We start from the raw sequence: 25,142 nt of genomic DNA, 5'->3' as shown, positions 1-25,142 counted from the left end.
GCTCCTGTTTATTATTTGTTATGCGGCAGCAGACCGCCTTGGTACTATCCTTGGCATGAACGGGTCCCTGCTGCACAGTGTCTTGATCGGCTCAACCCTTCTGGCTCTCGGCCACAATGGCTACAACCAGGCTGGCCACCTTGACGATGTCTGCGGCCTTGATCCGCTCCTTCGTGGTGTGGATATCCTCGTAGCCAACCGCCAGATTCACAACCGGAACGTTCAGCCCGTTGAACACATTGGCATCACTGCCGCCGCCGGAAGCGAACAGCCGGGTCGTCAGACCCAGCGAAGTGATCGCCCGGTCAGCCAATTGAACAACCGGATCATTCCCATTAAAGCTGAACGCCGGATAGATCATCTCGCTGCGGAATTCACTCTGCGCACCGTGGTCGCGTGCGGTAGTCTCCAGCGCCTCACGCATAGAGGCAATCTGCTTCTCTACCTTCTCCTGCACAATACTGCGGGCCTCCGCATCCAGCTGCACATGATCGCAGACCACATTCGTCGGTCCGCCGCCGGCGAACTTGCCGATATTCGCTGTCGTCTCGTTGTCGATCCGTCCAAGCTTCATAGCCGAGATCGCTTTGCTCGCTACCTGAATGGCGCTGATACCATCCTCCGGGTTCACGCCTGCATGGGCGGATTTGCCGAAGATCTGCATCGTTACCTTCGCCTGTGCCGGTGCTGCAATCGCGATGGCTCCCACTTCTCCGTTGGAATCCAGCGCGAAGCCCATATCTGCATCCAGATGCGCCGGGTCCATGGCGCGTGCGCCCATCAGCCCCGACTCTTCGCCTGCCGTAATGACGAACTGAATCTGGCCGTGCGGCAGCTTCTGCTCCTGAATGACCCGGATCGCTTCGAACAGGGCAGCCAGTCCCGCTTTGTCATCCGCTCCAAGAATGGTGCTGCCATCACTTCGAATCCAGCCGTCTTCCCCCAGGGCAGGCTTGATCTTCTGGCCGGGTACCACGGTATCCATATGGCACGTGAACAGCAGCTTCGGCGCGCTCACTCCGCTGTCCGCAGGCCAGGTCACGAACAGGTTGCCGGCTCCGTGCCCCGTTCTCTCCTGCGAATCGTCCTCCACCGCAGTCAGCCCCAGGCTGCTGAACTTCTCCTTGAGCACATCGGCAATCTGCCGTTCATTCCGGGTCTCACTGTCAATCTGGACAAGCTCCATGAACTCATGGATCAATCGGTCTTCTGATATCATATGGACTTCCCTCTCTTTCTCAGATACGTTACAATGGTTGTACTGCGTTCAATTGTGGGCTTATGCTCATAACTTAAACTAATCTCAAAGGAGTCACTCATGCAACGACAAAAATGGTTCCGCATTATCATCTACATCATGCTGTTCGCTATGATCGCCTCTACGGTGCTGTTCGTCATCGAACCGTTTATGGCCGGTTAATCACGCTTAGCGCTTAAGTAACAGCGTCCGGGTTCCCCGGGCGCTGTTTGGCTATACGGAAACTGCTCCAGGAAATAAGGCACCAGCTCTTCAGCGACCGTCCCGATGTCAAAAGCGCGCCCTGTACATTCCTCAAGCGAGGTCACTCCGTATTCCGCAATCCCGCAAGGGATAATGCCTGTGAAGCCGCTTTGCCCGATCCCGGCCGATACGTTGAAGGCAAAGCCATGACTGGTGACAAACCCACGGCGGAATTTACACTTGTTGAACTTTACGCCGATGGCACAGATTTTCTCATCACCGACCCACACCCCGGTATACCCCTGCTTGCGGGTTCCCGCAATGCCATAGGCCTCCAGATACGCAATAATCACCGACTCCAGCTTGCGCAGATAGCCGTGCAGATCAACCTTGCCGTGCTCGCCCAGCTTCAAAAGCGGGTACCCGACCAGCTGGCCGGGCCCGTGATATGTAATATCTCCCCCGCGGTCAATCTCAAACAGCGCAATGCCCTGCTGCCTGAGCTGTTCCCCGCTGAGGAGCAGATGCTCCGGATGATTCTGTGAACCGATGGTGTATGTGGGCGGATGCTGCAAAAGAATCAGCTGCTCGGAAGCAGTGCCCGCGTCAATCGCATGCACCGCTTCCTTTTGCAGCTCCCAGGCCGCCCCGTACTCCATCACCGGAAGAATGGTAACTGTAAGTTTGCTTAGGTTCAGGTTCTCCATCATCGTAAGTTCCCCTTTGCTTCTCATTCTCCCTGTCCCAGGAGTCCGCAGCCGCCTTACTTAGTAGAGCTTCGTCTCCGGGGTGTAGCCTTCCACATTATCCTTCACGCGCTGCAGGAACCGTCCGCTGATGACTCCGTCCAGAATCCGGTGATCCAGCGACAGACAGATATTCGCCATCGAACGTACGGCAATCATATCATTGATGACGACAGGCTTTTTGACAATGGATTCAAAAGTCAGAATTGCCGCCTGCGGATAGTTGATAATCGGGTAAGACAGAATCGAGCCGAACGAGCCGGTGTTGTTCACCGTGAACGTACCGCCCTGCATATCGTCCAGGCGCAGCTTGCCCTCCCGTGTCTTGAGTGCCAGTTCGTCGATCTCGCGGGCCAGCCCGGCGACATTCTTCTGATCGGCTTTTTTGATGACCGGCGTCATGACCGAATCCTCTGTGCCTACGGCCAGCGAGATGTTGATGTCGCGTTTGACGATGATTTTGTCAACGGCCCAGACCGAGTTCATGATCGGGTAATCCTTAATTGCACTGACCACAGCCTTCATCAGAAAAGCGAGATAGGTCAGGTTAATGCCCTCTTTGCGCTTGAACTCATCCTTCAGCTTGTTGCGCAGCACCACCAGATTGGTCACATCGACCTCGATCATCGTCCAGGCATGCGGGATCTCCGAGACGCTCTGGCGCATTCTGGTAGCAATCGTATTACGGATCGGCGTAACGTCGATCAGATATTCCGAGCTGCTGCCCCGTCCGCCTTCGATCTCAATCGTCGGAATCTTCGGCGATTCGCTGAGGTGCAGGCCGGAATTGCGCACCGGCTGAAATTCATCCTGCACCGGCTGGAACACAGGCTGCTGTGCAGCGGGTGCAGGGACGGCGTCAGGTACAGGCGCAGCAGCAGGGGCTGCTGCGGGTGCCGGCGGCTGCACGGAGGCGCCGTTCTCCAGGAACGTGAGCACATCCTTGCGTGTGATACGTCCGCCCAGGCCGGTGCCCGGCACGGCCGCCAGGTTGATGCCGTGCTCGGCGGCCAGCGTCTGCACAGCCGGAGAGTAACGGGCCCGCATTGGAGCTGCGGCGTCATAAGCCGCTGCGGGCACGGGCGGCCGTGCGGCGGCGTGGGCCGCCTGCGGGGCGTCACCGGAAGCTGCCGGTGACGGGGCCGCCGCGGCTGGCGCAGCGGAGCCAGCCACTGCGATGCGGGCAATGATCTCGCCGACACTGACCGTCTGGCCCTCTTCGGCCAGCAGCTCGGCCATGGTGCCATCTACCGTTGCAGGCAGCTCCGCGTTCACCTTATCCGTGATCAGCTCGCAGATCGGCTCATATTGCTCTATCGGATCGCCCGGCTGCTTCAGCCATTTCCCGATGGTCGCCGAGACCAGCGATTCAGCCAGCTGCGGCATAATTACATCCGTCAGCGTTGTATTGTCAGACATAATGTCACTCCTTAATGGTTTGTAAGCGTGGACTTCTTGAATTTACTTCGTACAGAACTGGCTTCGGAAGCATACGCTTAGTTTGGTAAGCATTAGCTTCCTGGCTCCCGAACGGATAGTCAGCCATGAAATCCTGCACTAAATGCAACATTCGCTCATAAAAATCTGCCCAAAATTAAAAATGTTGCATGAAATGCAGCATTCCTGTTCATACAGGCGGCAAAGCGGATATTTTGTTGTATTTCCTGCAGCATTCTGCCTAATCCACTATTTATTTCGTATCTAAAGCTGCACTTTCTGCAGGCGTGTTGATTACCCATATTATGGGATGACAAAAACACCTAAATGTTCTTTACGCCTGAGCAGATTAAACTGAACCTGCCACTCCAGCGGAAGATTAAATATACGCCAGTGCTGCATAAATTCCCAAAGAGTCAGCTCAGCAAAGACCGGTACCTTCGGGTGAATTTCATCAAAAATGTATTTCAAAAGCACATACGTGGCAAGGGCTACAAACAATTGGCTATATACTGCATTTTCGGTGGTTCCAAATAGACAAGGGACATTCAAATGCTGTTTCACCCAGCGGAAAAAGACTTCAATTTCCCAGCGTGCTTTGTACATTTCAGCAATCACATGAGCGGACTCTTTTCTCAAATCGGTCACAATTCGTACCACTTCACCCCGGTCATTTTCAAATTCAACGACGCGGTGGCGCTGGGCGGATTGGTGTTTGCCTTGACCAATATAACAGGTGATATCGCGTACAATTTTGGTGTCTCCCTCCGCCGGTCGCTGAAGCTTTCGCGGCATCACCAAATGGAGATTGTCTTTCAGACGAATCACAAAGGACTGACCTTGCTGCACATATTGATCCAATCGACCGATTTTTCCATACGCCCGATCCTGAACTAAAAGGTAGTCCTTATCGGCCAAAACTTCTCCAAATGGAGCGTCATTGCGCCTGGCAATCGATTCGACCACATTCACGGGTGAATGCTGTCCATGTGAAAGAGCGACATGCAGCTTGATGCCTCCTCTGAATTTTTTATACGGAGCCCAAGACATGCGGGAGTTTGCCGCCGTAACCGTCGTAGAGTCAATCAGTAGAAGATCTTTAGGCAGATTTAGGTGCCGACGGGTTTGCCGATTACATTTCTGGACGAGCAGTTGAAACAAACGCTTGAAGATATCGTAAGGCACTTCACCGGCTTTGCCCGAAAGGGTGGAGTAATGAACCTTGGGCAAATCGTAGTTCGAGCCCACCCGAGCACTTTGACGAAAGCCATCCCATTGGTGGTAGCAGGCTTGGATAAAGTAATCGAACAACACACCCACGGTCATTTTGGTTCCGGTATCCTCGTAGTCCTTGGTTTGCCCGGTCACCCTTTGGACTTCTTCTGAAGTTAATACTTGTTTGAACACGGCCAAGAATGGGGTATTATTATTCATGAGGTCGCCTCATTTCGGTTTGGTTTGGTCGTACTTACCATTACCCGAAATGGCGGCCTTTTTTGTCCCTTTTTTTGGGAAATCAACACGCTTACACTTTCTGCAACATTCTTGCCCGGGTCCGGGTCGCGGTGTCCAGGCAGGATGAATTATTGAACTTAGTACTGCGCCAGACGCAGCATCTCAGCCTTGACCTTGTCCTTGCTGAGCAGGAAGAATTTCTCCATCGGCGGTGAGATCGGCATCGCCGGGACATCGGGTCCGCACAGGCGGAAGATTGGCGCATCGAGGTCGAACAGACAATGCTCGGCGATGATCGCCGCCACTTCAGCGCCGATGCCTCCGGTCTTGTTGTCCTCATGGACAATCAGCACCTTGCCGGTCTGCCGGACAGCGGCAATAATCGCCTCACGGTCCAGCGGCTGGAGGGTGCGCAGATCCAGGATATGCGCGGTGAGGCCATGCTCCTTCTCCAGCTCCTCCGCAGCCTGCATCGCAAAATGCAGCGGCAGGCTATACCCGATCACCGTAATATCGCTGCCTTCACGCAGCAGATTCGCTTCACCAATCGGCACCGTGTAGTCGCCTTCCGGCACATCGCCCTTGATCAGCTTGTAGCACTTCTTGTTCTCGAAGAACAGCACCGGATCAGGATCGCGGACAGCGGCCTTGAGCAGGCCCTTGGCATCTGCAGCCGAATAAGGAGCCACAATCTTAAGTCCCGGCGTGCCGAAGAAGATCGATTCCGGACACTGCGAGTGGTACAGCCCGCCGAAGATGCCGCCGCCGATCGGCGCACGGATGACGACCGGACAGTTCCAGTCATTATTGGAACGGTAGCGGATTTTGGCGGCTTCACTTATAATCTGGTTCGTTGCGGGCAGCATGAAATCCGAGTACTGCATCTCAGCAATCGGCTTCATACCGTACATTGCAGCACCGATAGCCACCCCTGCAATAGCAGATTCCGCAAGCGGTGTGTCCAGCACCCGTTCTGCGCCGAACTGCTCCTGCAAGCCTTTGGTTGTTGTGAAGACGCCGCCCTTCACGCCGACATCCTCACCCAGTACGAACACCGACTCGTCACGTTCCATCTCTTCCTTCATTGCCAGCCGGATTGCATCGATATATTCCATCATCGCCATGGCTTAAGCGCCTCCCTTCAGGCCGGTTTCATCGTAGACATGCAGCAGCGTATCTTCCGGTTTCGGGAACGGCGCATTCTCCGCGTAGGTTATAGCCTCTTTCAGTTCAAGATTATATTCGGCAGCCAGATCACGCTCCTGCTCATCACTCCACAGACCGAGTCCGGTCAGATAGGTGCGGAATGCGGCGATGCCGTCTTTTGCCCAGTTCTCATCGACTTCCTCCTGGGTCCGGTAAGCCAGATCATTATCCGAAGTGGAGTGCGGCGACAAGCGGTACATCATCGCTTCAATCAAGGTCGGGCCTTCACCGGCAAGCGCGCGTTCACGGGCTTCCTTCACCACACGGTAGACCTCCAACGGATCATTGCCGTCCACCCGGACACCCGGGAAGCCGTAGCCCAGCGCCCGGTCGCTGACCTTGCCGCCAAGCTGCTTGTGGGCCGGAATCGAGATGGCATACTGATTGTTCTGGCAAAAAATAATCATAGGCAGCTTATTCACACCGGCAAAGTTACACGCTTCATGGAAATCCCCCTGGTTGCTGGAGCCTTCCCCGAAGGTAACGAAGGAGACGAACTTCTTCTTCTGCATCTTCGCCGCCAGCGCGAAGCCTGCCGCATGTGGTACCTGGGTCGTGACCGGGCTTGAGCCCGTTACAATCCGCAGGCGCTTGCTGCCGAAGTGACCCGGCATTTGCCGGCCGCCGCTGTTGGGATCTTCCGCCTTGGCGAAGACGGAGAGCATCAGCTCGCGTGTGGTCATTCCGACAGAGAGGACAAACGCATAGTCCCGGTAATAGGGCAGGAAATAGTCATTCTCCCGGTCCAGTGCAAATGCCGCCGCGACCTGTGCCGCCTCCTGCCCGATGCCGGATACATGGAAATTGATCTTGCCCGCACGCTGCAACAGCAGACTGCGCTCATCATATTTCCGTCCGAGCTGCATGAATCTGTACATATCGATAACCTGGCCGTCTGTGAGTCCAAGCTGCTTATGTCTGTTAACGGTGTCTACAGTACCTTGGGATTCCATATAAGAGGTACCTCCTAAAAAGTATTGCCGGCGCTCAGCTTCCAGCCCCGCTATCTCTAACAGGTTCAGGATGCATCCGCCAGGCGGGTTGACCCTAATACTAAATATATATGCCCTGATCCTATCACCAGGTACTAAATCCATTATAATCTTTTTCGCGGCAAAAAGAAAAGCCAAAATCCCTCCGCCAAGGCAAGGCTCTGGAACCGAACAAATATAGCCGGTATGGAGCGATATCGGCGCATTACGCGCCTTCCGCTCCCTCCGGCCTTCTTGTTAAGCTCTCTATCGCACGCTAGAATCCGATTGCTCTTCCATCCACCGCCAGCATCGCCTCGCCCAGCACCTCCGACAGTGTCGGATGAGCATGTACAGCCTCCCCGACCTCCCAAGGCGTAGCATCCAGGATCTGGGCCAGCGCCGCTTCGCCGATCAGATCGGTCACATGCGGGCCGATCATCTGCACGCCGAGGATATCCCCGTTCTTCGCGTCAGCCACCACCTTCACGAAGCCGTCCTTCATGCCGTAGACAATGGCTTTGCCGATGGCGGAGAACGGGAATTTGCCGGTCACCGTCTCACGGCCGAGCTCCTTCGCTTCCTTCTCTGTGTAACCGACACTTGCCACTTCCGGCCGTGTATAGACACAGCGGGGAACCAGATGCGCTTCATACGGATGGAGCGCTTCACCCGCCAGATGGTTAACGGCACGGATGCCCTCATGGCTGGCGGCATGAGCCAGCTGCAGACCGCCGATACAATCGCCAATCGCATAGATATGCGGTTCACCTGTCTGCATATTGGTATTCACCGCAATGACACCTGTATCGAAGCGGATGTCTGTATTTTCCAGTCCGAGATTCTCGATGTTCGCCACGCGTCCCACGGATACGAGCAGCTTATCCGCCGATAGACTCTGGCTCTGCTCCCCCTTGCGGGCTTCAATCGTAATCCCTGTCTCCGACACTGTACAGGTCTCTGCATCCACCGTTGTTCCGGTGAGCACCCGGACTCCGCGTTTCTTCAGCAGACGCAGCAGCTCGCGGGCCACTTCTTCATCCTCCTGCGGCAACAGCTGCCCGGCTGCCTCGACGACCGTCACCTGCACTCCGAAATCAGCCAGCATGGATGCCCACTCCACTCCGATTACCCCGCCGCCCACAATAATAATCGAGGCCGGCAGCTCCTCAAGCGTCAACGCTTCCTCACTGCTCAGAATTACCTTGCCGTCGGGCACCAGGCCCGGAAGAACACGCGGACGCGAGCCGGTAGCAATGATGAGATTCGTAGAGACCACAGTCTCCATCTCTCCATTCTCCAGTTCTACAGCCACTGCGCCGCTTCGCGGGGAGAAGATCGAAGGCCCGATGATCCGGCCTTTGCCCTTCAGCACCTGAATCTTGTGCTTGCGCATCAGATACTGCACCCCCTGATGAAGCTGCTCCACTACCGCTTCCTTGCGTTGCTGCACTTTGGGGAACACCAGCTTGGTGCCCGTAGTCTCTATACCGTAGCTTTCGCTCTCGTTGATTTCAGCCAATACCTCTGCACTGCGCAGCAGTGATTTGCTGGGAATACAGCCGCGGTGCAGGCAGGTTCCGCCCAGCTTGTCCATTTCAATAACGACAACGGATTTGCCCAGCTGCGCAGCGCGGATCGCTGCCACATAACCGCCGGTGCCTCCCCCAAGTATCGCCACATCACAGGTCATTGTCATGATATGTATCCTCCAGTCATTCCTCTTGAATTCAGTTCAATCTATTATATTGTACTCTCTTTCGGGAGTAATACAAAACTTACAAACGTCATGTATTCATGGACTTTTGCAGGTTAAAGCGTTATCATATGGGTGAATTCAAAGAGCTGCGAAGAGGAGCGACTGTGATGAAACTGCTGATTTCACGCTTCATTGCCATCCTTATTCTGGTGATCCCCGGCCTCCTGGCGATGACGGGCTTCCTGATGATGAAAGATGATCTGTTCAACTATTTCGCGATGCATGGAGACGATACTGCTGTGCCGGAGTTCGCCTGGCTGCATTTCGGCGGCGGTCTGCTCTTATTCCTGGCCGGAATGACCTTCCTCGGCGGCTGGATTCTGGCCCGTGACCGCAAAAAGAACTACGTCGGCCCCCGCTTCCGGGAGAAGCAGCAAACGCAGCAGCCCCCGTCCTCCGAAGCCCGCTCCTAATTATATTCCATTGAAACAGGGGATGCCTCAAGCCATGAACGAACCGGCTGCTGAGGCATCCCCTTGTTGTTAGCTATCGAACTTTTAACTGGAGGACTCCCGATTCACACCAGACGCCGCGTGAACCGCACGCTGTACTCTGTGAGAGTGCGCTAAGAGTCTATCGCTACAACCACTACGTGCCTGTCACTCAAGTGCTAAGTGCAGTTTGTACAACTAAAATGCTCGGATCAGGCCCATTGTGAGGTTTAGCTGCACTTCGTACACTTATAAATCTCTACATTGCGTTTAAAGACTAATGTGCCTGATCTTAGTTGTACGGAATACATCTATGCCAGCTTATTCGTTAATCCGCAGCATTATAGCTGCACGAAATACAACTATCCGCGAGATAAGAGATACGGTTCACAGTATGTGGTACGATATTAGAGCTTACCAACAGCGCAATTGCACAATGTACAACAGAAATGGGTAATCTCCAGCAGAATTCAATAGCTATTGCACTTCGTACAATAGAATTCGAACAAACCCCACTTTTCTGCTCAAATCAGCAAAATCTAATGTACCAAATACAGTAGAATACCATTTCCCACTCAAAAATCAGATTTCTATTGCACAATATACAGTTACCTTACCAATTCCACCGCCGTAGCCCCTACGTACAGCCTTCAACGCAAGGGTGAGCATTAGTGTGAGCTCCTGCGTCTGCGCCAGCATCAGCGCCAGCGTCACACTTCCTTGCCTCACCCTCACCATGCCTCAACCATCCCTCACCCTTACTCCCCGGCCGCTTCCTTACTTCCCCGCACCAGCTCACTGTAGAGGCCGCCCTGCCGGAGCAGCTCCTCATGCGAGCCCTGCTGAAGCAGGCGTCCGCCCTCAAGCACCAGAATGCGGTCGGCTGCGCGGATCGTGCCCAGCCGGTGGGCGATCACGAAGCTGGTCCGGCCGCGCATCAGTGCCTGGAGCCCCTCCTGAATCTTGATCTCGGTGACCGTATCGATGCTGCTCGTCGCTTCATCCAGCACCAGCATGGACGGATTCGCCAGAATTGCCCGGGCAATAGCCAAGAGCTGCTTCTGTCCCTGGCTGATGCCGCTGCCGTCCACAGACAGCATCCGGTCGTAGCCGTCCTGGAGTCTCATGATGAAGGCATGGGCATTGGCCAGCTTCGCAGCCTCCTCCACCTCTTCATCGGTTGCATCCAGCCGGCCGTAGCGGATATTATCGCGGATCGTACCTTTGAACAGGAAGGAGTCCTGCAGGACGAAGGCCATATGGCTGCGCAGACTCTCACGGGTGACCGTTGACAGCTCCCGCCCGTCAAGTGTAATGCTGCCCCGGCTCGGATCGTAGAAGCGGGACAGCAGGCCGATTAGCGTCGTTTTGCCCGCACCGGTAGGTCCGACCAGCGCAATCATCTCACCGGGCTTCGCTTCAAATGAAATATCCTGCAGCGTATCCGCCCCCCCATCATAGGAGAAGGAGACCTCCGAGAACTTCACAGCGCCCTCAACACGCGCAAGCTTCACCGCCGCGCCCTCATCCCGGGCTTCCGTCTCTTCATCCAGCACCTCGAAGACGCGCTCCGCACCGGCGATCGCCGACAGCAGGGTGTTCCACTGGTTCGCCAGATCATTCAGCGGCCGGGTGAACTGGCGGGCATATTCGGCAAAAGCGATAATAATCCCCACCGTCACCAGCCCGCGGATCGCAAGCAGCCCCCCGACTCCGGCCACGATGGCAAAGCTCAGATTGTTCAAACCATTCATCAGCTTGGGAATGAAGCCTGAAATCGCTTGCGCCCAATACCCCGACAGCATAATCCGTGTATTGCGCTCTCTGAAGCCGCTAATCACCCGCTCCTCCTGCGAGAAGGCTTTGATAATCCGCTGTCCGGACAAGGTCTCTTCGATGAACCCGTTCAGCTCACCCATATTCCGCTGCCGCTCCTTGAACAGCGGGCCGGTCCGCCGGGTAATCCAGCGCATCCCCAGCATCATCAGCGGCACCACAATGAAGGTTAGCAGCGTCAAGAGCGGGCTGAGCCACAGCATCACGCCAACCGTGCCCACCAGCGTCAGGATACTGGAAAAGATCTGAATCGCCGAGCTGTTCAGCGTCGAGCTGATATTCTCGATATCATTGGTCAGACGGCTCATAATCTCTCCCTGCTGCCTGCGGTTGAAGAAGGAGATCGGCAGGCGGTGCAGGTGTGAGAACAGATCCGTCCGCATCCGGTAGACCGTCTCCTGGGCCACTTCGATCATCCAGACATTTTGCAGCCAGGAGACCAGGGAATTCAGCAGGTAGACGAGCGCCAGCACCAGCAGGAAGACGCCCCACGTTCTGCCGCCCTCCCCGCCCAGATAATCGTCCACTGCCCGGCTGATCAGGTAGGGTCCAAGGAGCGACAAGGCTGAGCTTAGTAGAACCATGAACAGCACCAAGATCAGCTTTGTCCGGCGTTCGGCGAGATAAGTCCATATGCGGCCTAATGTGCCAGACCAGTTCTTGGCCTTCGCCTTCGGCTTCCGGCTGCCCATCGCCCCGAAGACCTTGGCTTCGCCGTGGCCTACATCCAGCTTCGGATAGCGGAACGGCTCAATGAGTGCTTTGAACATGCTGCCCCTCCCCTGTCTGCGATTGATAGATTTTGCGGTACAGCGCGGACTCATCCATTAGTTCCGAATGGGTACCCTGCGCAATGAGCCGGCCTTCGTCCAGCAGCAGAATCAGATCCGCCGAGGCGGTGGAGCTGATTTTCTGTGTGATCAGGAAGGTCGTGCAGGACAGCTTCTTCAACTCCGCCAGCAAAAGCCCCTCCGTCACCGCATCAAGCGCACTGGTGCTGTCATCCAGAATCAGGATCGCCGGTCTGCGCACCAGCGCCCGTGCAATGCTCAGACGCTGCTTCTGCCCGCCCGACAGATTAACTCCGCGTTGCCCAAGGGCAGTATCGTAGCCCTGTGGCAGCCGGGCAACTGTGTCATGAATCTGCGCTGCCGCTGCTGCCTGCTCAATCTCTGCCTGACTCGCCGCTGCATTTCCCCAGGCTATATTCTCCCGGATCGAGCCGGTGAATAGCAGTACCTCCTGAGGTACATAGCCAATCGAGCCCCGTAAGGTCTGCATATCCATCTCCGTATGCTTCTGTCCGTCCACCAGGATGCTCCCGCTGCCGCATTCATACAGCCTGGGAATCAGCGTGACCAGAGAGGATTTGCCTGAGCCGGTCGCGCCCATAATCGCCACGCGTTCCCCCGGCTGCACCGTGAAGGAGATATCGTCAAGCACCTTAATGTCACTGCCGGCATAACTGAAGCTGACCTGCTGGAATTCAACCTTGCCTTGAACAGCTGACGCAAGATCTTCTCCAGAAGTCATACCCAGCTCGCCCGGGCCATCGCTTGCCGCCATCACTTCAGTGACCCGTCCCGAAGACGCCCGTGCGCGCGAGAAGCTGACCATAATCCAGGATAGCGCTGACAGCGCTCCCATCGTCCGCAGCGAGTAGTTAATGACAGCAACCGTCTGCCCCAGCGTCGCATCCCCTGTAGAGATCTCTATCCGCCCAAACCATAACACGGCCAGAATCCCGGCGTTGACAATGATCATAATGAACGGGGTTGAGGTCTCGGTAAGCCGTAGCGCAGCAATAGTCGATCTCATCAGCTCTCCGCTGAAGGTTGCGAACCGTCCAATCTCATGGCCCATCCGCACAAATACACGGATCAGCCGGATTCCGGTCAAATTCTCCTGAATCACACCATTCACGCCGTCGAGCCGGCTCTGCACATTGCGGAACAGCTCGGACGCTCTGCGCATCAGCCAGATCATGAAAATCACCAAAAACGGCAGCGTCACGGTCAGCAGCAGCCCCAGCTTGATATGTACAACAAGCGCCATAATCACGCTTCCGATCACAACCAGCGGAATACGGGTCATGAACCGCAGTCCCATGAAGATCGTATCCTGCATCTGCGATACATCGCCGGTAAGGCGGGTGATCAGGGATGAGGTCGGGAAGCGGCTAAAAATATCGTAAGAGAACGACTGTACCTTTTCATACAGCTTGTCACGCAGGTCGAATGCGAACCCCTGACTGGCATGCGACGCAAAAAAGGAGCTGAGTATTCCCGCCAGAAACGCCACAGCGGCACTCCCTACCAGCACCCCGCCCCACAGCCAGACGACAGCCGTGTCCTGTTGCCGGATACCGTCATCAATGATTTTGGAGATCAGCAGCGGCTGCGACAGCTCCACGGCCAGCTCAATCAGCATCATGACCAGCGCGGCAATGGCGGCGACCCGGTATTTTTTAAGAAAAGTCAACATTAGCTTCATCGAAGATACCCCATTTGCTTATTCGTAGAGCGCATCCCGCAGGCGGGTAGACATGGCAGAGCCTTGCCCCGACTTCAAAATGACCCGGCGCAGCGCCTTGTTGCTGCGGTTCAGCTCGGTGAGCTCGGCCAGCATGTCTTCCAGTAAATTCTCCGTATCGGGGATGAGCTCCCCCTTCTCCTTCAGCGCATTGATCTGTTCCTTATATTGCTCCAATTTCTCTGTCACCTGACTAACTTCCCTTCTGTTCACTATATTACCCTGCTGAAGACACAATTGCGTTCATTATAGCACATCCCGGGCGGAAGCAATGTTTGCACTGGCTACTCCGGTCCCGAGTATGATACTCTAGTAAGGTCGATTTTTTGGTCGTGTAGCAGATTAGCTGAACAGTGAAAGGATAGATGGACGTGGCACAATTATTTTTCAGGTATGGAGCTATGAACAGCGGCAAATCCATTGAGATTCTCAAGGTTGCACATAATTATGAAGAGCAGGGCAAGTCGGTGCTTCTCTTCACACCTTCCATTGATAACCGGGATGAAGTGGGATATATCTCCTCCCGGATCGGACTGCGCAAGCAGGCCATTCCGATCGACGAACAGACCGATATCTACAGCATAGTCAGCAGCAGTCTGCCGAAGCCGCACTGTGTACTGATCGACGAGTGCCAGTTCCTGAGCAAGGACTGCATCCTGCAGCTGGTGCGTATTGTGGATGAGCTGGACATTCCGGTGATGGCCTTCGGCCTCAAAAATGATTTCCAGAACAATCTGTTCGAAGGCAGCAAATACATGCTGATCTACGCCGACAAGATTGAAGAAATGAAGACCATCTGCTGGTTCTGCGCACGGAAAGCCACCATGGCGCTGCGGGTCGAGAACGGCAAGCCGGTATACAGCGGCAAACAGATCCAGATCGGCGGCAATGAAGCCTATTATCCGGTCTGCCGTAAATGCCACAAGAATCCCCCATTGTAAAATACCCAGCCTGGGAATTGCAAAACGCATTTCGGCCCTAAGAAAGGCTGAAATGCGTTTTTTCATAACCTCTATCTTCAGATCAGTACAGAATCTCAATCTGTCTATATTCCTTCACAGGTTCAGTGCTTATGAATACATCCGGTTCCGTATGGCCGGTTACAAGCGCATTCAGCGTGTTCAGCTCATAATACCATTCTCCCGTATCCTGATAGAGATGTCTGCCGTTATAAGAGATTCTGCCAGATTCATTGGGACCCAGTCCAAAGGCCCGCTCGCTCAAAGGATTATACCGCTGGTCATACCGTACGGGCTTGCCGCAAGCCATGGAGTAGTGATAACTAAACAGGTATTCCCGTTCAAGCTTGTCCACTTTGACACAGCCTATAGTCCAAGACTCAGCCCCGGGATCCAGGATGACGCTCTTGTTTTGAACAAGCTCGAACCCTGTCTTGTTCTGCGCAATCACTAAATGATGGAAGGGAAGACCATAAGACAAATCGTAACTGAACAAGGTATCCGGCAGAGAAAAGTTAGCCCTGTAATTGTTGCGCGCAGTTGAAAAAGGAGCGCCCCTCACTTCCTTCTCCCACCTGATGGTCGTAAATTGTAAGAGCAATCTCACTTCGTTCCGGCGGCCTTTATGCCAGGTCTTGTACATTTCCTCCCACCTTTATTTAAGACTTGTGAATCGCTCCCAGCGCCCGGTGCTCATCCTCCTTGCGGACGAACAGGTCATACTGAACGTTAACCTTACCGCCGAAGTTAGCACGCTGGGTTGTCGCCTTCATTCCGCCGTTCATCCGGGAACGGTGCGGGATGCCCGCTACTGCAAGGCGGCTTTTGACCTGAAGATATTGTCCTTGATCGAAAGTAGTGTACACTAATGTGCGCTCCCTCGGGACGAAGAAATGCCAGATGCTTCTTAGTAAGCCCACATGCGTCACCTCCCTCTAGTTCAGATAACGTTCATGAAGAACCCGCAGATGATGCAGCTCATGTCCGATGATTAGACAAAGCTGAGCTCGCACAGACATGGCAGTCCCGCCAAAGTTACCTGTACGGGCATAGGTGTCCTCAGCAAGACTGTCTGCCAGCGCCAAGGTGGACTCCCGGACGATCCGGTAGTGTGCAATCATCTCTTGCAGGGTGAAGCGGTCAAACGCCCCGGCAGCCGCATAATCATTCTCCTCATAGCCCGGCAGCGGCGCCTGCTCCCCTCTCGCAAAACACAGCAAGCGGTAAGACATAATACGGTCATTATCCGTCAGATGCCCTAGCATTTCCTTGATACTCCACTTCCCGAGGGCATAGCGGTAGGCCCCTTGCTCCTCTGTCAGCCCGCCAAGCAAAGTCAGCACCTGCTGTGTCTGCTCTCTTAGAATGACGCGAAGTTCTCCCTCCGGCGGCACCAGTGAAATATATCTGGACTGAAATTCGGTATACTCTCCTTGCGCAGGACGCTGAATCATGGTAAAAACCCCTCTCCAAACCAATTTTTAAGAAATATTTGCCGGATTGTGTCAAAAGCTGTTGTTGTATCTTAGCCTATTATGTATAATATCACCAGGATTACAGATTAGTTAATCTATTTCCCGGGAGTGTAAGCATGCTGGATTTTGTGCTTTATATGGTATTTTCAGTATTAGAGAGTTCCGCTTTATTCTATATTGCATTTAAAATTTTTAAACTCGACATTTATCCGAAGGAAATTGTGTTTGCAGGCCTAATTATGGCATTCATTTCTTACACGCTCCGTAATAATTATGGGCTCTCTAAAACAGACGTTTTTCTCCAGTATACTTTAACCTTCCTTTTTATTTGGCTTTTGTTCCGGATTCATATATTTTTTGCTGTTATTGTAACAGGCGTTGCTTATCAAGCATATATGTTAATCCAATCAGTTCTATATTTATTTATGAATAGTACCGGTATTTATGAACTACAATTCCCTTCCATATCTATAGGAATATATATTTTGCAGATTTTAACTTCAGCAACAGCATTCATTGTTGCTTATAATATAGGCGTCAGAAGAAAAGGCTTTGACTTCATTCCTGATAAACCTGAGGGAAGAGTTACTATTAGCAAAAGTGATAAAATATTATTTGCTTTGTGTATCCCTTCTGTTCTCGTAGTAATACTGATGCTTTACCTTATTGAGTACTTACCTCACTTTTTCTTTGTTATACCTTTATTTTATGGTTTTCTATTATTCGGATATCTCTATTTATCAAGTCAAAAAAATCGTGGTGGAATCTATTGAATACTCTTGCTTTAAAAATTTCGACGGCTATTAAGAACGCAAATCCAGAAGAAACAGGTTCTATCGAGGTCTTGCAATACTCTCTTAATATTATTCTAAATACTTTTCTTATAATTACTTGTTCATTATTTTTTGGCTGGTTGCTGAACAATGCAACAGCTACGCTATTATTTTTCGCAAGCTTCTCTATACTAAGAATTTTTTCAGGCGGATTTCATTTAAGAACAGCTACTGCATGCAATGTAGTGACCACCCTGCTTTGTGTGCTTACCCCATACTTTTTTAATTTAAAGGGCACTTTACTTCTGACGGTCCTCAACATGATTAGCTTTATTATGATGTGCTTTTTTGCACCTAATCCAGATAAAAATGCCCGAATTCCATATCATTGGTTTCCTCATTTAAAAATAATATCTATTTTTTTAGTAGCATCTAATTTTTTTATTGGCTCATCGGTTTTAGGACTGGCTTTTTTTGTTCAATCATTAACCGTATTACCCTGGAAAAGGAGGTTAAAATTATGAAAGCCATGACAGCTAAATACGTTTCAAAAGCGTTAGAATCTTCCGCACGCTTCTTTGTTTCCATTATGAAGATTAGTCTGCACAGCCCTGAAGCTCCACAAGAACTGCGTAAGTAATCATACAAGGATGGGGACTACATGCGTGTTCTACTAAATGACGGTTCTTCCCGTGATATCCTGGAAGAAGATATATTGTATTTCTCTAATTATAAAAATACAATATTCGTCCATACGAAAGAAGGCGAATTTGTTTTCCCCACCACTCTTTCCGATCTCTTATCAGCTTATAGAGATGAAGGATTCGAACGGCTAGATCGCAGTAATGTAGTGAGTCTAAGCAACATTGAAGCTTATGATTCGGAGCGTAAGATCGTTCTGTTTAATCAAGGAAAACAGTTTGCCCATGTATCAGAGTCCAATGAATCCAGAATTAAGAAATACTTGATTAATCGCAAATTCGATGATTAATTCATCATAGAATGTAAAGAGAGCAGCGATTCCCTTTTCAAAGGGGGGCGCTGCTTTTTTTGTAGTCATGACAGGCTAAGAAAAACAAATTCAATCATTATCACATATTATCCAACTTATGTAAAGATAAATTCAGAGGGCGAATGACAGCAGACGGATTATATTCCAGATGGTACCATTTACATAGAAGCATTTCATTAATATCTTAATTATCTTGTCCACTACTCTCAACCATGATGGAGGAATACAATGGATACTTACTTTCATCCTTCTCCGCGCCCCTCATCACTTGAGCTATTGTCTGACGAACAATTAATGAACATCTACGAATTGGCGCTGGAAGCCAAGGCTTCACCGGATTTTATCCAGATTATCAGGAATGTACTCACCACGCGGAATCTTTCAGGTACCCAACATCATTAGAAGGCGAAGCTCTCCACCCATATGGTATACCTCCACAGATGCCAAAAAACCATCCTCCACAATGTGCGGGGATGGTTTTTGGTGTGTAAACAAACTTTTGTCTACTCGATAATTTCAGTCTTGAACACATTCTCCAGCTTCCCGCCAAGCCGCTTCTTGAGGGGAACCTTGATATCGCGTCCCAGCTCCTTGAAGAAGGTCTCGGCATCACATTTGACGTTCTGGGCCATAGCAATGACGGTTCCATCGGCAACGATATTCTGGTTCACTTCAAGCGGCACATCTACTTCAATATCGTATTTTTTGGTCAGTGTCTTGATGTATCTTGCAAAAATCTCCAACAGCTCTTCGTTGTTGAAATTCTCGATGGCCGCTTTCCCTTTGCTGGTGAACTTCATATTGATTCTCATGATTCTTATCCCCTTTTCTGTCTAACCATTTGTTGTTTGTTTATGGATCAAGATGAATAGATGGCTGCAAATAAGGGCAACATTATTCATTTTGCAAGCACGCTAAGCCGGGCCCTTCTTTACTTGTACACGCCCTTGATCTGTTGTACTTTGAACTGGGTGAATTCCTTCAAGGCCTGAATCACCTGGTCCTGTTCCTCTTCCTTCAGCTCAAAGATGCCTTCACGCAGCCATTCTCCGAATAAGTATGCCTGACGCCCTTGGCGCGGCTGCCTGCGGAGACTGTCCAGACTTCCCTCGAATATATCGTTCAGCACATCGGTCAGGTTGTACTTCTCGATCTTCTCTATAACCATTCCTGCCCCATATTCCGTCTCATAAACGATGACCTCGTCAGAATCAAAGGAAACATATGACGTTTCTTTGTCTTCCTTCGCCCGGAATTCCTTCAGCTTGTTGAACGCCGTCTCGTAAATGTAGTCCTGGGACTGATTATGCTTAGGCAGCTTGTAGCCCTGCTTCAGTGTCTTGATGTACTCAATATCAGGCATATAGTCGGCCAAATGATACATCCGGTTCTTGAGATCCCCTCCGAGTGCTTCAATGATCTTATCCAGGTTATCCTTAAGCGGGATACTCTCTCCCCGTTCAATCTTGCTGAGCTGTGAATAACTGATGCCGCTCTTCTCTTCCAGCCCCCTGAGCGTTAACCCGCGGGCCTTCCTGAAGTGCCGGATGAAATTCCCCAGCTCATCGGGGTAATTATCGAAATCGTTCATAAGAGCCACCTCTACCTATATCATAACACAAGACAACAATTTGTGTTTCATAATAACAATTGTTTGTGTAAATTCTTTGGATCAGAAGCGTAAAACCCTCCATATCCCCTTAATATATGGGGTTAATTCCCATAAATGAGAGGCGATCCATTCCGTTTTCCTTATTCTCTCAAAAACACCCCAATCTTATCCGATATACTCTAATGTAAACTTAATACCACAACTGGAGGAATGTTCATGTCTTACACAATGGAAGTCAATATTGCAAAAAACCAGGTGATCGTCAGAGCCTACGGCCTGACTGAGAGTGACGTACCCGCCTACATAGCAGATTTTGAGAACGCTCTGAAGCAGCTGAAGCCAGGCTTTACCGGAGTAACAGATGTGACAGGTTCCCCAAACGTGCTCTCTCCTGAAGTAGCCGCAATGCTCGCTCCCACCGGTGACCGCGCGATAGAAGCAGGGGTAGGCGGCTGGGTATACGTTGCAGACTCCCCGGTCTGGAAAATGCAAATGAAAAGACTGTTCGGCAAATTTGCCGTACATTATCCTACATATCAGGAAGCCGATGCTTACCTGAGCAGTCTGGGCAACCAGTCCGTTAACTGACCAGGAGGAGGGATTCCAACATCCTCAGGAACGACATATTCAGGTATGGCTGCACATGTCAAAACCGTTCCTTACCGGAACGGTTTTGTGTGTTGTTTGCGGATTCACCACGTATAATAACCCAAGTGTTTTTTGTTATTTAGCAAGATCTTCGTCAATGCTGCAACACACAATATAATATAGATTGCCAGGAAAACCGGCATGGAAAGGAACCCCTTCCTTTCAACAATTCCCATCCCGGTAAAAGTTATACTCAGTAAAAGGTATGGCAGGACCAGCCCTCTTTGATAAGAGGCTCGCCCATCCCTACTCAAAGTATTCATTACCGATTGCCGAAGAAGCACATTGAGTTTAAAAAAATGACAAACCGCTTGTACGAACATCCAGAGCCCTAAAATAATCTGAGCTATGATTTCTCCCACCTCCTTTGCTTATCCCTTCATTATAAACTAAAAAAAGCCACTCAATGAAGGAGTGACTTGATTTGTTACTTATTCAATTGACGCAGCTTCACTATCTTATATATATATATCCTGCTTCTCTTACCAACCGCTTGTATGGAGCCTCATTGTTGCATATTTTGCAGGATTCCACTCAAAAATATTAATGGCCACGGTACATTGTTGCATTAATTGCAGTAATTCCATTGTTTAGAGCAAGTTAGCGTTGGTTTTGTTGCATTTCATGCAGAATTTCAGCATCGGTTGCTTCTATTGGGCAGTATTGTTGCATTTCATGCAGGATTTCTCTACTACAAAGGTACAGGCTGTAGAGCATTAGGCGCACCAGTTTTTTTGCATACAGACGGATTGGCTTCAGTGAAACAAAATACCACTTGCTATTGGGGAATACAATTTCCCATTAGCAAGTGGTATTTATTTTTTATCCAGCCCCTAACCCTTTCAACCCACCTTATGCTCAATCCGCAGCTTATCGGCTACCATGGCAATAAATTCTGAGTTAGTTGGCTTGGATTTGGAGATATTAATGGTATAGCCAAACAGGTGGGAGATGCTGTCGATATTGCCACGGGTCCAGGCGACTTCAATCGCATGGCGGATGGCGCGTTCTACGCGGGAAGGCGTGGTCTTGAACTTCTCGGCTATAGCCGGATACAGTGTCTTGGTGATGGCACCAAGAATCTCAATGTTGTTATAGACCATGGTGATGGCTTCACGCAGGTACTGATAGCCTTTGATATGCGCAGGGACGCCGATTTCATGAATAATTGAGGTAATATTCGCATCCAGGTTCTTGCCCTTGGACAGCGGAACCACATTACTGGAAGATCTGGAAGAAGAATAGCCGGACATGCTTCCGGAAGTGCTCATACTGCCCTGCGTGCCGACCAGCTGGCGCACACGGTTCGCCAGAACCTCCATGTCAAACGGTTTCAGAATATAATAAGAGGCGCCCAGCTGAACGGCTCTCTGCGTAATATTCTCCTGGCCAAAAGCGGTCAGCATAATGATCTTGGGCTGCGGGTTCAAATCCATATCACGCAGGCGTTCCAGCACGCCGAGGCCGTCCAGATGCGGCATAATGATATCAAGGATAAGGACATCGGGGATCTTGCGTGCTCCGCTGAGCATCTGTAGTACCTCTTCCCCATTATAGGCAATGCCTGTCACGGTCATATCTTCTTGTTCAGTAATGTACTCGGCGAGCAAATTCGTGAACTCCCTGTTATCATCGGCCAACAACACTTCAATATTCTGCACTGGCTACTTCCTCCTTATATATCTGCTATTCAGAAAATAATGATCATCTTCTCTCCCTATAACTTTCGACATCAGGTTTTAATATCCTTCTGTCGAAAATTATTTTTCTTTATTTTTTTTCGGTGTTGATTTATAATTAAATATTTTGTTTCATGTTTCGAGGATAATCGCTGCCCTTCGACAAAAAAATCTTAAGGCTAAACCGCCTTAAGATTGTATTGAGGCTCCTGATCCTGTTGAACCACACCGGAGTCCCTAAGCATCCACTCAATGAAGCAGCCATACCCTGACTTGGGATCATTGACGAACACATGGGTCACTGCACCGATTAGACGGCCGTTCTGGACAATCGGGCTGCCGCTCATTCCCTGGACAATCCCTCCGGTCTTATCGAGCAGACGCGGATCGGTGATGCGCAGCACCATACCCTTAGTAGCAGGGGTCTGCTGACGGGCCACATGGATGATCTCTACGTTGAAGCGTTCGACCTGCTGACCATCGACAACGGTAAGAATTTGCGCCGGTCCTTCCTTCACATCAGTGCTCATGGCCACCGGAATCGGCTCCTGATATAGGCTGTGCTCAGGATTACGGGTCATTTTACCGAATATTCCGAAATCCGTGTTGCTCTCCACATTCCCGAGAACCTGGCTTTCCTTCAGAAAATGGGCCCGTTTCTCCCCAGGATCGCCATCCTGGCTCTTGGAGATTGAAGTGACGCTGGACTGCACGATATGGCCGCTGCCGACCACAATCGGCGTACCTGTGTTCATGTCGGTGATGACATGCCCAAGAGCCCCGTACACACCCTGCTTCGGGGCGTAGAAAGTGAGGGTCCCTACACCTGCTGCAGAATCACGGATGTAGAGCCCGAGCCGCCACACCTTGTCTGTGCGGTCATACGCGGGCTTTAGCTGAGCTGTGTGCTCTTTACCGCCGCGTTTGTAAACGATGCTTAAGGAATCATTGCTCCGGCCGGCTTGCTCGACCAGCCTTGCTACCTTCGATACCTCGTCCAGCTTCACCCCGTTGATGGAGATCATCAGATCGCCGGGCAGGATGCCGCTGTTCTCGCCTGGTGAAATCTTGGACTGCTCCGACACTTCAATCAGATGATGACCTACAACCAGCACGCCTGCCGACTTCACCTTCACGCCAATCGTCTGACCTCCGGGGATGACCTTAAGTTCATTCTCGGTTCCCTGTACCGCCCTAAGCGGCTGATGTTCAAGCGGTGCTGCGTGGATCTGTGAGGGTCCCGTTATGCCTGATAAACTGAGAAAGAAGGCAAATAAAAGGCCGGGCATTAACTTCCTGAGGTTAGGCTTCAATGGCTGTCACACTCCCTTTTGCTTCTTTCGCTTGACGAAAAAGGTGGTCGCCAATTGCGTACCTATAAGATAACCTTGCCCCCAGGCTTTTATTACTGTCAATCATTGTCCCGCTTAGCTTGCAGCTGCCTTGCTGGCCTCGGCCAGACCCAGCATCTCCTGCGCGTGATGCAATGTTTTTTCGGTAATTTCCACACCGCCCAGCATCCGGGCCAGCTCCATTACGCGGCCTTCGGCCGAGAGGGAGTCCACCTCAGTCATCGTGCGTCCGTCTTCGACTTTTTTGGCAATCAGGTATTGATGATCCGCCATACAGGCCACCTGCGGCAGGTGGGTAATGGAGAACACCTGGCAGGTGGAGGACAGCTTATACAGCTTGTCCGCGATGGACTGGGCCGCCCGTCCGCTGACCCCGGTATCCACCTCATCGAAGATAAGGACAGGAATCGCATCATGCCGCGCAAAAATACTCTTCATCGCCAGCATGATCCGCGACAGCTCTCCGCCGGAGGCAATCTTGCCCAGCGGACGCAGCGGCTCGCCGGGATTCGGGGAGATCATGAATTCAGCACTGTCGATCCCCTGCCGGGTCAGACGGTACCGCCGTCCCTGATACTCCATGCCGCGCGGATCTTCGAGCGTCTCCATCTTCACCTGAAGGGAGGTCCGCTCCATCTGCAGGTCCTTCAGCTCCCCTTCGACCTGTGAAGCAAGCTCCGTCGCACACTGCCGCCGCGCTCCGCTCAGCGATTCGGCTGACTCCATTAAGATATGAAGCAGGCCATCGCGTTTGGCCGTTAATTTCTCAATATATTCGTCCTTATTCTCCAGCAGATCCGTCTCCCGCTCAATCTGCTGATAATACTCCAGAATCTGCTCCACGCTATCCCCGTATTTGCGCTGCAGTCCGGTGATCAGATCCAGCCGGTTCTCAATATCCTCCAGCCGTGCCGGATTGAACTCGATCTCTTCACGGTAGTCGCGCAGCTGAAACGCCGCATCCTCCAGCTGGTAATAAGCCGACTGCAATTGCTCGAAGACGGCCCGCAGACCCTTCTCGTCATACCGCACCGCATCTTCAAGCCTGGAGATTACATTGCCAATGGACTCCAGCCCTTGCCTGTCATACAGCAGCTCGTATGCGCCGGATACTGAATCCATCATTTTCTCACTGTGGGATAGTTTTACCCGTTCTTCGGCAAGTAATTCATCTTCTCCCGGTTTTAGTCCCGCAGCAGAAATTTCCTCCAGCTGAAAACGGTACAAATCCAGCATCTGATACGCCTTTTGGCTGGATTCCTGAAGTTCCCGGAGTTCTTTTTCCACTTTGGCGAAGGCTGTATATTTCTCCTGATAATCCGCTTTGAGCGGTCCGATCACCGCTTCCCCATAGGTATCCAGCAGCCCCAGGTGACGTTCAGCCTTCAGCAGGTTCTGATGCTCATGCTGTCCATGAATATTGACCAGCTGCTCCCCGATTTCGCGCAGCATGCTCAGATTAACCATTTGGCCATTCACGCGCGAGGTGCTTTTGCCCTGGGAGGTAATCTCCCTGCGGATCACCAGATGCTCCTCACGCTGCGCACTGATGCCCAGCCGCTCCAGCGTATCCCAGACCGGATGGCTTCCCGGCAGACTGAAAAGCGCTTCCATTTCGGCTTTCTCGCACCCATACCGGATGGAGTCAGCGGAACCGCGTCCCCCGGCAATGAGTGCGAGTGCATCGATAATAATTGATTTCCCGGCACCGGTCTCCCCTGTAAGGACATGGAACCCCGGATAAAAATGCACATCCACCGCCTCAACCACGGCCAGATTGCGTATAGACAATGTCTCTAACACGAATACAGCACCTCC

Annotated in this window: 27 protein-coding genes; 8 read left to right on the top strand and 19 right to left on the bottom strand. The window is 51.7% G+C overall.

Features of this window, described 5'->3' with window-relative positions:
- Positions 1–91: 91 nt before the first annotated feature.
- Positions 92–1,219, bottom strand: a complete 1,128-nt coding sequence (locus NSS64_RS07600; RefSeq protein WP_341139743.1) for a M20/M25/M40 family metallo-hydrolase — start codon at positions 1,217–1,219, stop codon at positions 92–94.
- 99 nt (positions 1,220–1,318) lie between these two features.
- Between NSS64_RS07600 and prli42 the strand changes: the two genes are divergently transcribed.
- Entirely contained in the window at positions 1,319–1,420 is a 102-nt protein-coding gene (gene prli42 / locus NSS64_RS07595; RefSeq protein ID WP_155991680.1) for a stressosome-associated protein Prli42, read from the top strand.
- Here the strand turns inward: prli42 and lipB are convergent.
- The 6 genes from lipB to lpdA all read right to left on the bottom strand — a co-directional run bounded on the left by lipB (position 1,417) and on the right by lpdA (position 8,955).
- Positions 1,417–2,148: a lipoyl(octanoyl) transferase LipB gene (gene lipB, locus NSS64_RS07590; RefSeq protein WP_341142784.1), complete on the bottom strand. Its 732-nt coding sequence runs from the start codon at positions 2,146–2,148 to the stop codon at positions 1,417–1,419. The genes prli42 and lipB overlap by 4 nt on opposite strands.
- 60 nt (positions 2,149–2,208) lie before the next feature.
- A complete protein-coding gene (locus tag NSS64_RS07585; RefSeq protein WP_341139742.1) occupies positions 2,209–3,606 on the bottom strand; it encodes a dihydrolipoamide acetyltransferase family protein in 1,398 nt (465 codons plus the stop codon).
- A 321-nt stretch (positions 3,607–3,927) separates the two neighbouring features.
- Complete coding sequence (locus NSS64_RS07580) at positions 3,928–5,058, bottom strand: IS4 family transposase (protein ID WP_341139054.1); 1,131 nt, start codon at positions 5,056–5,058, stop codon at positions 3,928–3,930.
- Between the two features lie 158 nt (positions 5,059–5,216).
- A complete protein-coding gene (locus NSS64_RS07575; RefSeq protein ID WP_340993563.1) occupies positions 5,217–6,203 on the bottom strand; it encodes an alpha-ketoacid dehydrogenase subunit beta in 987 nt (328 codons plus the stop codon).
- A gap of 3 nt (positions 6,204–6,206) precedes the next feature.
- Positions 6,207–7,238: a thiamine pyrophosphate-dependent dehydrogenase E1 component subunit alpha gene (locus NSS64_RS07570; RefSeq protein WP_341139741.1), complete on the bottom strand. Its 1,032-nt coding sequence runs from the start codon at positions 7,236–7,238 to the stop codon at positions 6,207–6,209.
- Positions 7,239–7,533: 295 nt separating this feature from the next.
- On the bottom strand, positions 7,534–8,955 hold the full coding sequence (gene lpdA / locus NSS64_RS07565; protein ID WP_341139740.1) for a dihydrolipoyl dehydrogenase: 1,422 nt from the start codon (positions 8,953–8,955) through the stop codon (positions 7,534–7,536).
- Between the two features lie 167 nt (positions 8,956–9,122).
- Between lpdA and NSS64_RS07560 the strand changes: the two genes are divergently transcribed.
- Positions 9,123–9,428: a DUF2627 domain-containing protein gene (locus NSS64_RS07560; RefSeq protein ID WP_340993566.1), complete on the top strand. Its 306-nt coding sequence runs from the start codon at positions 9,123–9,125 to the stop codon at positions 9,426–9,428.
- Between the two features lie 600 nt (positions 9,429–10,028).
- On the opposite strand, the gene NSS64_RS07555 is transcribed toward NSS64_RS07560, so the two are convergent.
- The 4 genes from NSS64_RS07555 to NSS64_RS07540 are packed head-to-tail and all read right to left on the bottom strand — an operon-like array spanning position 10,029 to position 14,003.
- Complete coding sequence (locus NSS64_RS07555; protein WP_340993567.1) at positions 10,029–10,184, bottom strand: hypothetical protein; 156 nt, start codon at positions 10,182–10,184, stop codon at positions 10,029–10,031.
- A 20-nt stretch (positions 10,185–10,204) separates the two neighbouring features.
- On the bottom strand, positions 10,205–12,052 hold the full coding sequence (locus NSS64_RS07550; protein ID WP_341139739.1) for an ABC transporter ATP-binding protein: 1,848 nt from the start codon (positions 12,050–12,052) through the stop codon (positions 10,205–10,207).
- A complete protein-coding gene (locus tag NSS64_RS07545; RefSeq protein ID WP_341139738.1) occupies positions 12,033–13,775 on the bottom strand; it encodes an ABC transporter ATP-binding protein in 1,743 nt (580 codons plus the stop codon). The genes NSS64_RS07550 and NSS64_RS07545 overlap by 20 nt, the downstream gene beginning before the upstream one ends.
- Positions 13,776–13,793: 18 nt before the next feature.
- Positions 13,794–14,003 carry a hypothetical protein gene (locus NSS64_RS07540; protein ID WP_340993570.1) on the bottom strand — a complete coding sequence of 70 codons (210 nt, stop codon included), beginning with the start codon at positions 14,001–14,003 and terminating at the stop codon, positions 13,794–13,796.
- 182 nt (positions 14,004–14,185) lie between these two features.
- Between NSS64_RS07540 and NSS64_RS07535 the strand changes: the two genes are divergently transcribed.
- Positions 14,186–14,755 carry a thymidine kinase gene (locus NSS64_RS07535; RefSeq protein ID WP_036731981.1) on the top strand — a complete coding sequence of 190 codons (570 nt, stop codon included), beginning with the start codon at positions 14,186–14,188 and terminating at the stop codon, positions 14,753–14,755.
- Between the two features lie 82 nt (positions 14,756–14,837).
- On the opposite strand, the gene NSS64_RS07530 is transcribed toward NSS64_RS07535, so the two are convergent.
- From NSS64_RS07530 to NSS64_RS07520, 3 genes are read right to left on the bottom strand one after another with little or no spacing between them, the layout of a single operon-like run.
- Positions 14,838–15,416, bottom strand: coding sequence for a hypothetical protein (locus NSS64_RS07530; RefSeq protein WP_341139737.1), 579 nt, complete (start codon positions 15,414–15,416; stop codon positions 14,838–14,840).
- A gap of 16 nt (positions 15,417–15,432) precedes the next feature.
- Positions 15,433–15,693: a hypothetical protein gene (locus NSS64_RS07525; RefSeq protein WP_341139736.1), complete on the bottom strand. Its 261-nt coding sequence runs from the start codon at positions 15,691–15,693 to the stop codon at positions 15,433–15,435.
- Positions 15,694–15,708: 15 nt separating this feature from the next.
- A complete protein-coding gene (locus tag NSS64_RS07520; RefSeq protein WP_341139735.1) occupies positions 15,709–16,227 on the bottom strand; it encodes a DinB family protein in 519 nt (172 codons plus the stop codon).
- Positions 16,228–16,364: 137 nt separating this feature from the next.
- Here NSS64_RS07520 and NSS64_RS07515 point away from each other — a divergent pair, with 137 nt between their 5' ends.
- From NSS64_RS07515 to NSS64_RS07500, 4 genes are all read left to right on the top strand, one after another.
- Positions 16,365–17,021, top strand: coding sequence for a hypothetical protein (locus NSS64_RS07515; RefSeq protein ID WP_341139734.1), 657 nt, complete (start codon positions 16,365–16,367; stop codon positions 17,019–17,021).
- On the top strand, positions 17,018–17,545 hold the full coding sequence (locus tag NSS64_RS07510) for an accessory gene regulator ArgB-like protein (protein WP_341139733.1): 528 nt from the start codon (positions 17,018–17,020) through the stop codon (positions 17,543–17,545). Before NSS64_RS07515 ends, NSS64_RS07510 begins: the two co-directional genes overlap by 4 nt.
- Before the next feature lie 137 nt (positions 17,546–17,682).
- Entirely contained in the window at positions 17,683–18,012 is a 330-nt protein-coding gene (locus NSS64_RS07505) for a LytTR family DNA-binding domain-containing protein (RefSeq protein ID WP_341139732.1), read from the top strand.
- A gap of 249 nt (positions 18,013–18,261) precedes the next feature.
- On the top strand, positions 18,262–18,435 hold the full coding sequence (locus NSS64_RS07500; RefSeq protein WP_083685839.1) for a sporulation histidine kinase inhibitor Sda: 174 nt from the start codon (positions 18,262–18,264) through the stop codon (positions 18,433–18,435).
- A 101-nt stretch (positions 18,436–18,536) separates the two neighbouring features.
- On the opposite strand, the gene NSS64_RS07495 is transcribed toward NSS64_RS07500, so the two are convergent.
- Both NSS64_RS07495 and NSS64_RS07490 read right to left on the bottom strand, forming a co-directional pair.
- Positions 18,537–18,845, bottom strand: a complete 309-nt coding sequence (locus tag NSS64_RS07495; protein ID WP_036698353.1) for a hypothetical protein — start codon at positions 18,843–18,845, stop codon at positions 18,537–18,539.
- A gap of 119 nt (positions 18,846–18,964) precedes the next feature.
- Entirely contained in the window at positions 18,965–19,624 is a 660-nt protein-coding gene (locus tag NSS64_RS07490; RefSeq protein ID WP_036731967.1) for a helix-turn-helix domain-containing protein, read from the bottom strand.
- 237 nt (positions 19,625–19,861) lie between these two features.
- Between NSS64_RS07490 and NSS64_RS07485 the strand changes: the two genes are divergently transcribed.
- On the top strand, positions 19,862–20,233 hold the full coding sequence (locus NSS64_RS07485; RefSeq protein ID WP_341139731.1) for a hypothetical protein: 372 nt from the start codon (positions 19,862–19,864) through the stop codon (positions 20,231–20,233).
- A gap of 902 nt (positions 20,234–21,135) precedes the next feature.
- On the opposite strand, the gene spo0A is transcribed toward NSS64_RS07485, so the two are convergent.
- From spo0A to recN, 3 genes are all read right to left on the bottom strand, one after another.
- Positions 21,136–21,954 (bottom strand): sporulation transcription factor Spo0A, encoded by an 819-nt coding sequence (gene spo0A, locus NSS64_RS07480; RefSeq protein ID WP_340827354.1) that lies wholly within the window; start codon positions 21,952–21,954, stop codon positions 21,136–21,138.
- Between the two features lie 197 nt (positions 21,955–22,151).
- Entirely contained in the window at positions 22,152–23,261 is a 1,110-nt protein-coding gene (gene spoIVB, locus NSS64_RS07475; RefSeq protein ID WP_340939503.1) for a SpoIVB peptidase, read from the bottom strand.
- Positions 23,262–23,399: 138 nt separating this feature from the next.
- The gene (gene recN / locus NSS64_RS07470; RefSeq protein ID WP_341139729.1) at positions 23,400–25,127 is read right to left on the bottom strand and encodes a DNA repair protein RecN; all 1,728 of its coding nucleotides are present in this window, start codon (positions 25,125–25,127) and stop codon (positions 23,400–23,402) included.
- Positions 25,128–25,142 lie beyond the last annotated feature (15 nt).

It is taken from the genome of Paenibacillus sp. FSL H8-0122, assembly GCF_038005345.1.
Taxonomy (GTDB): domain Bacteria; phylum Bacillota; class Bacilli; order Paenibacillales; family Paenibacillaceae; genus Paenibacillus_AQ.
The sequence above is the reverse complement of the archived record's forward strand: the minus strand, read 5'-3'. Positions and strand labels throughout refer to the sequence as shown.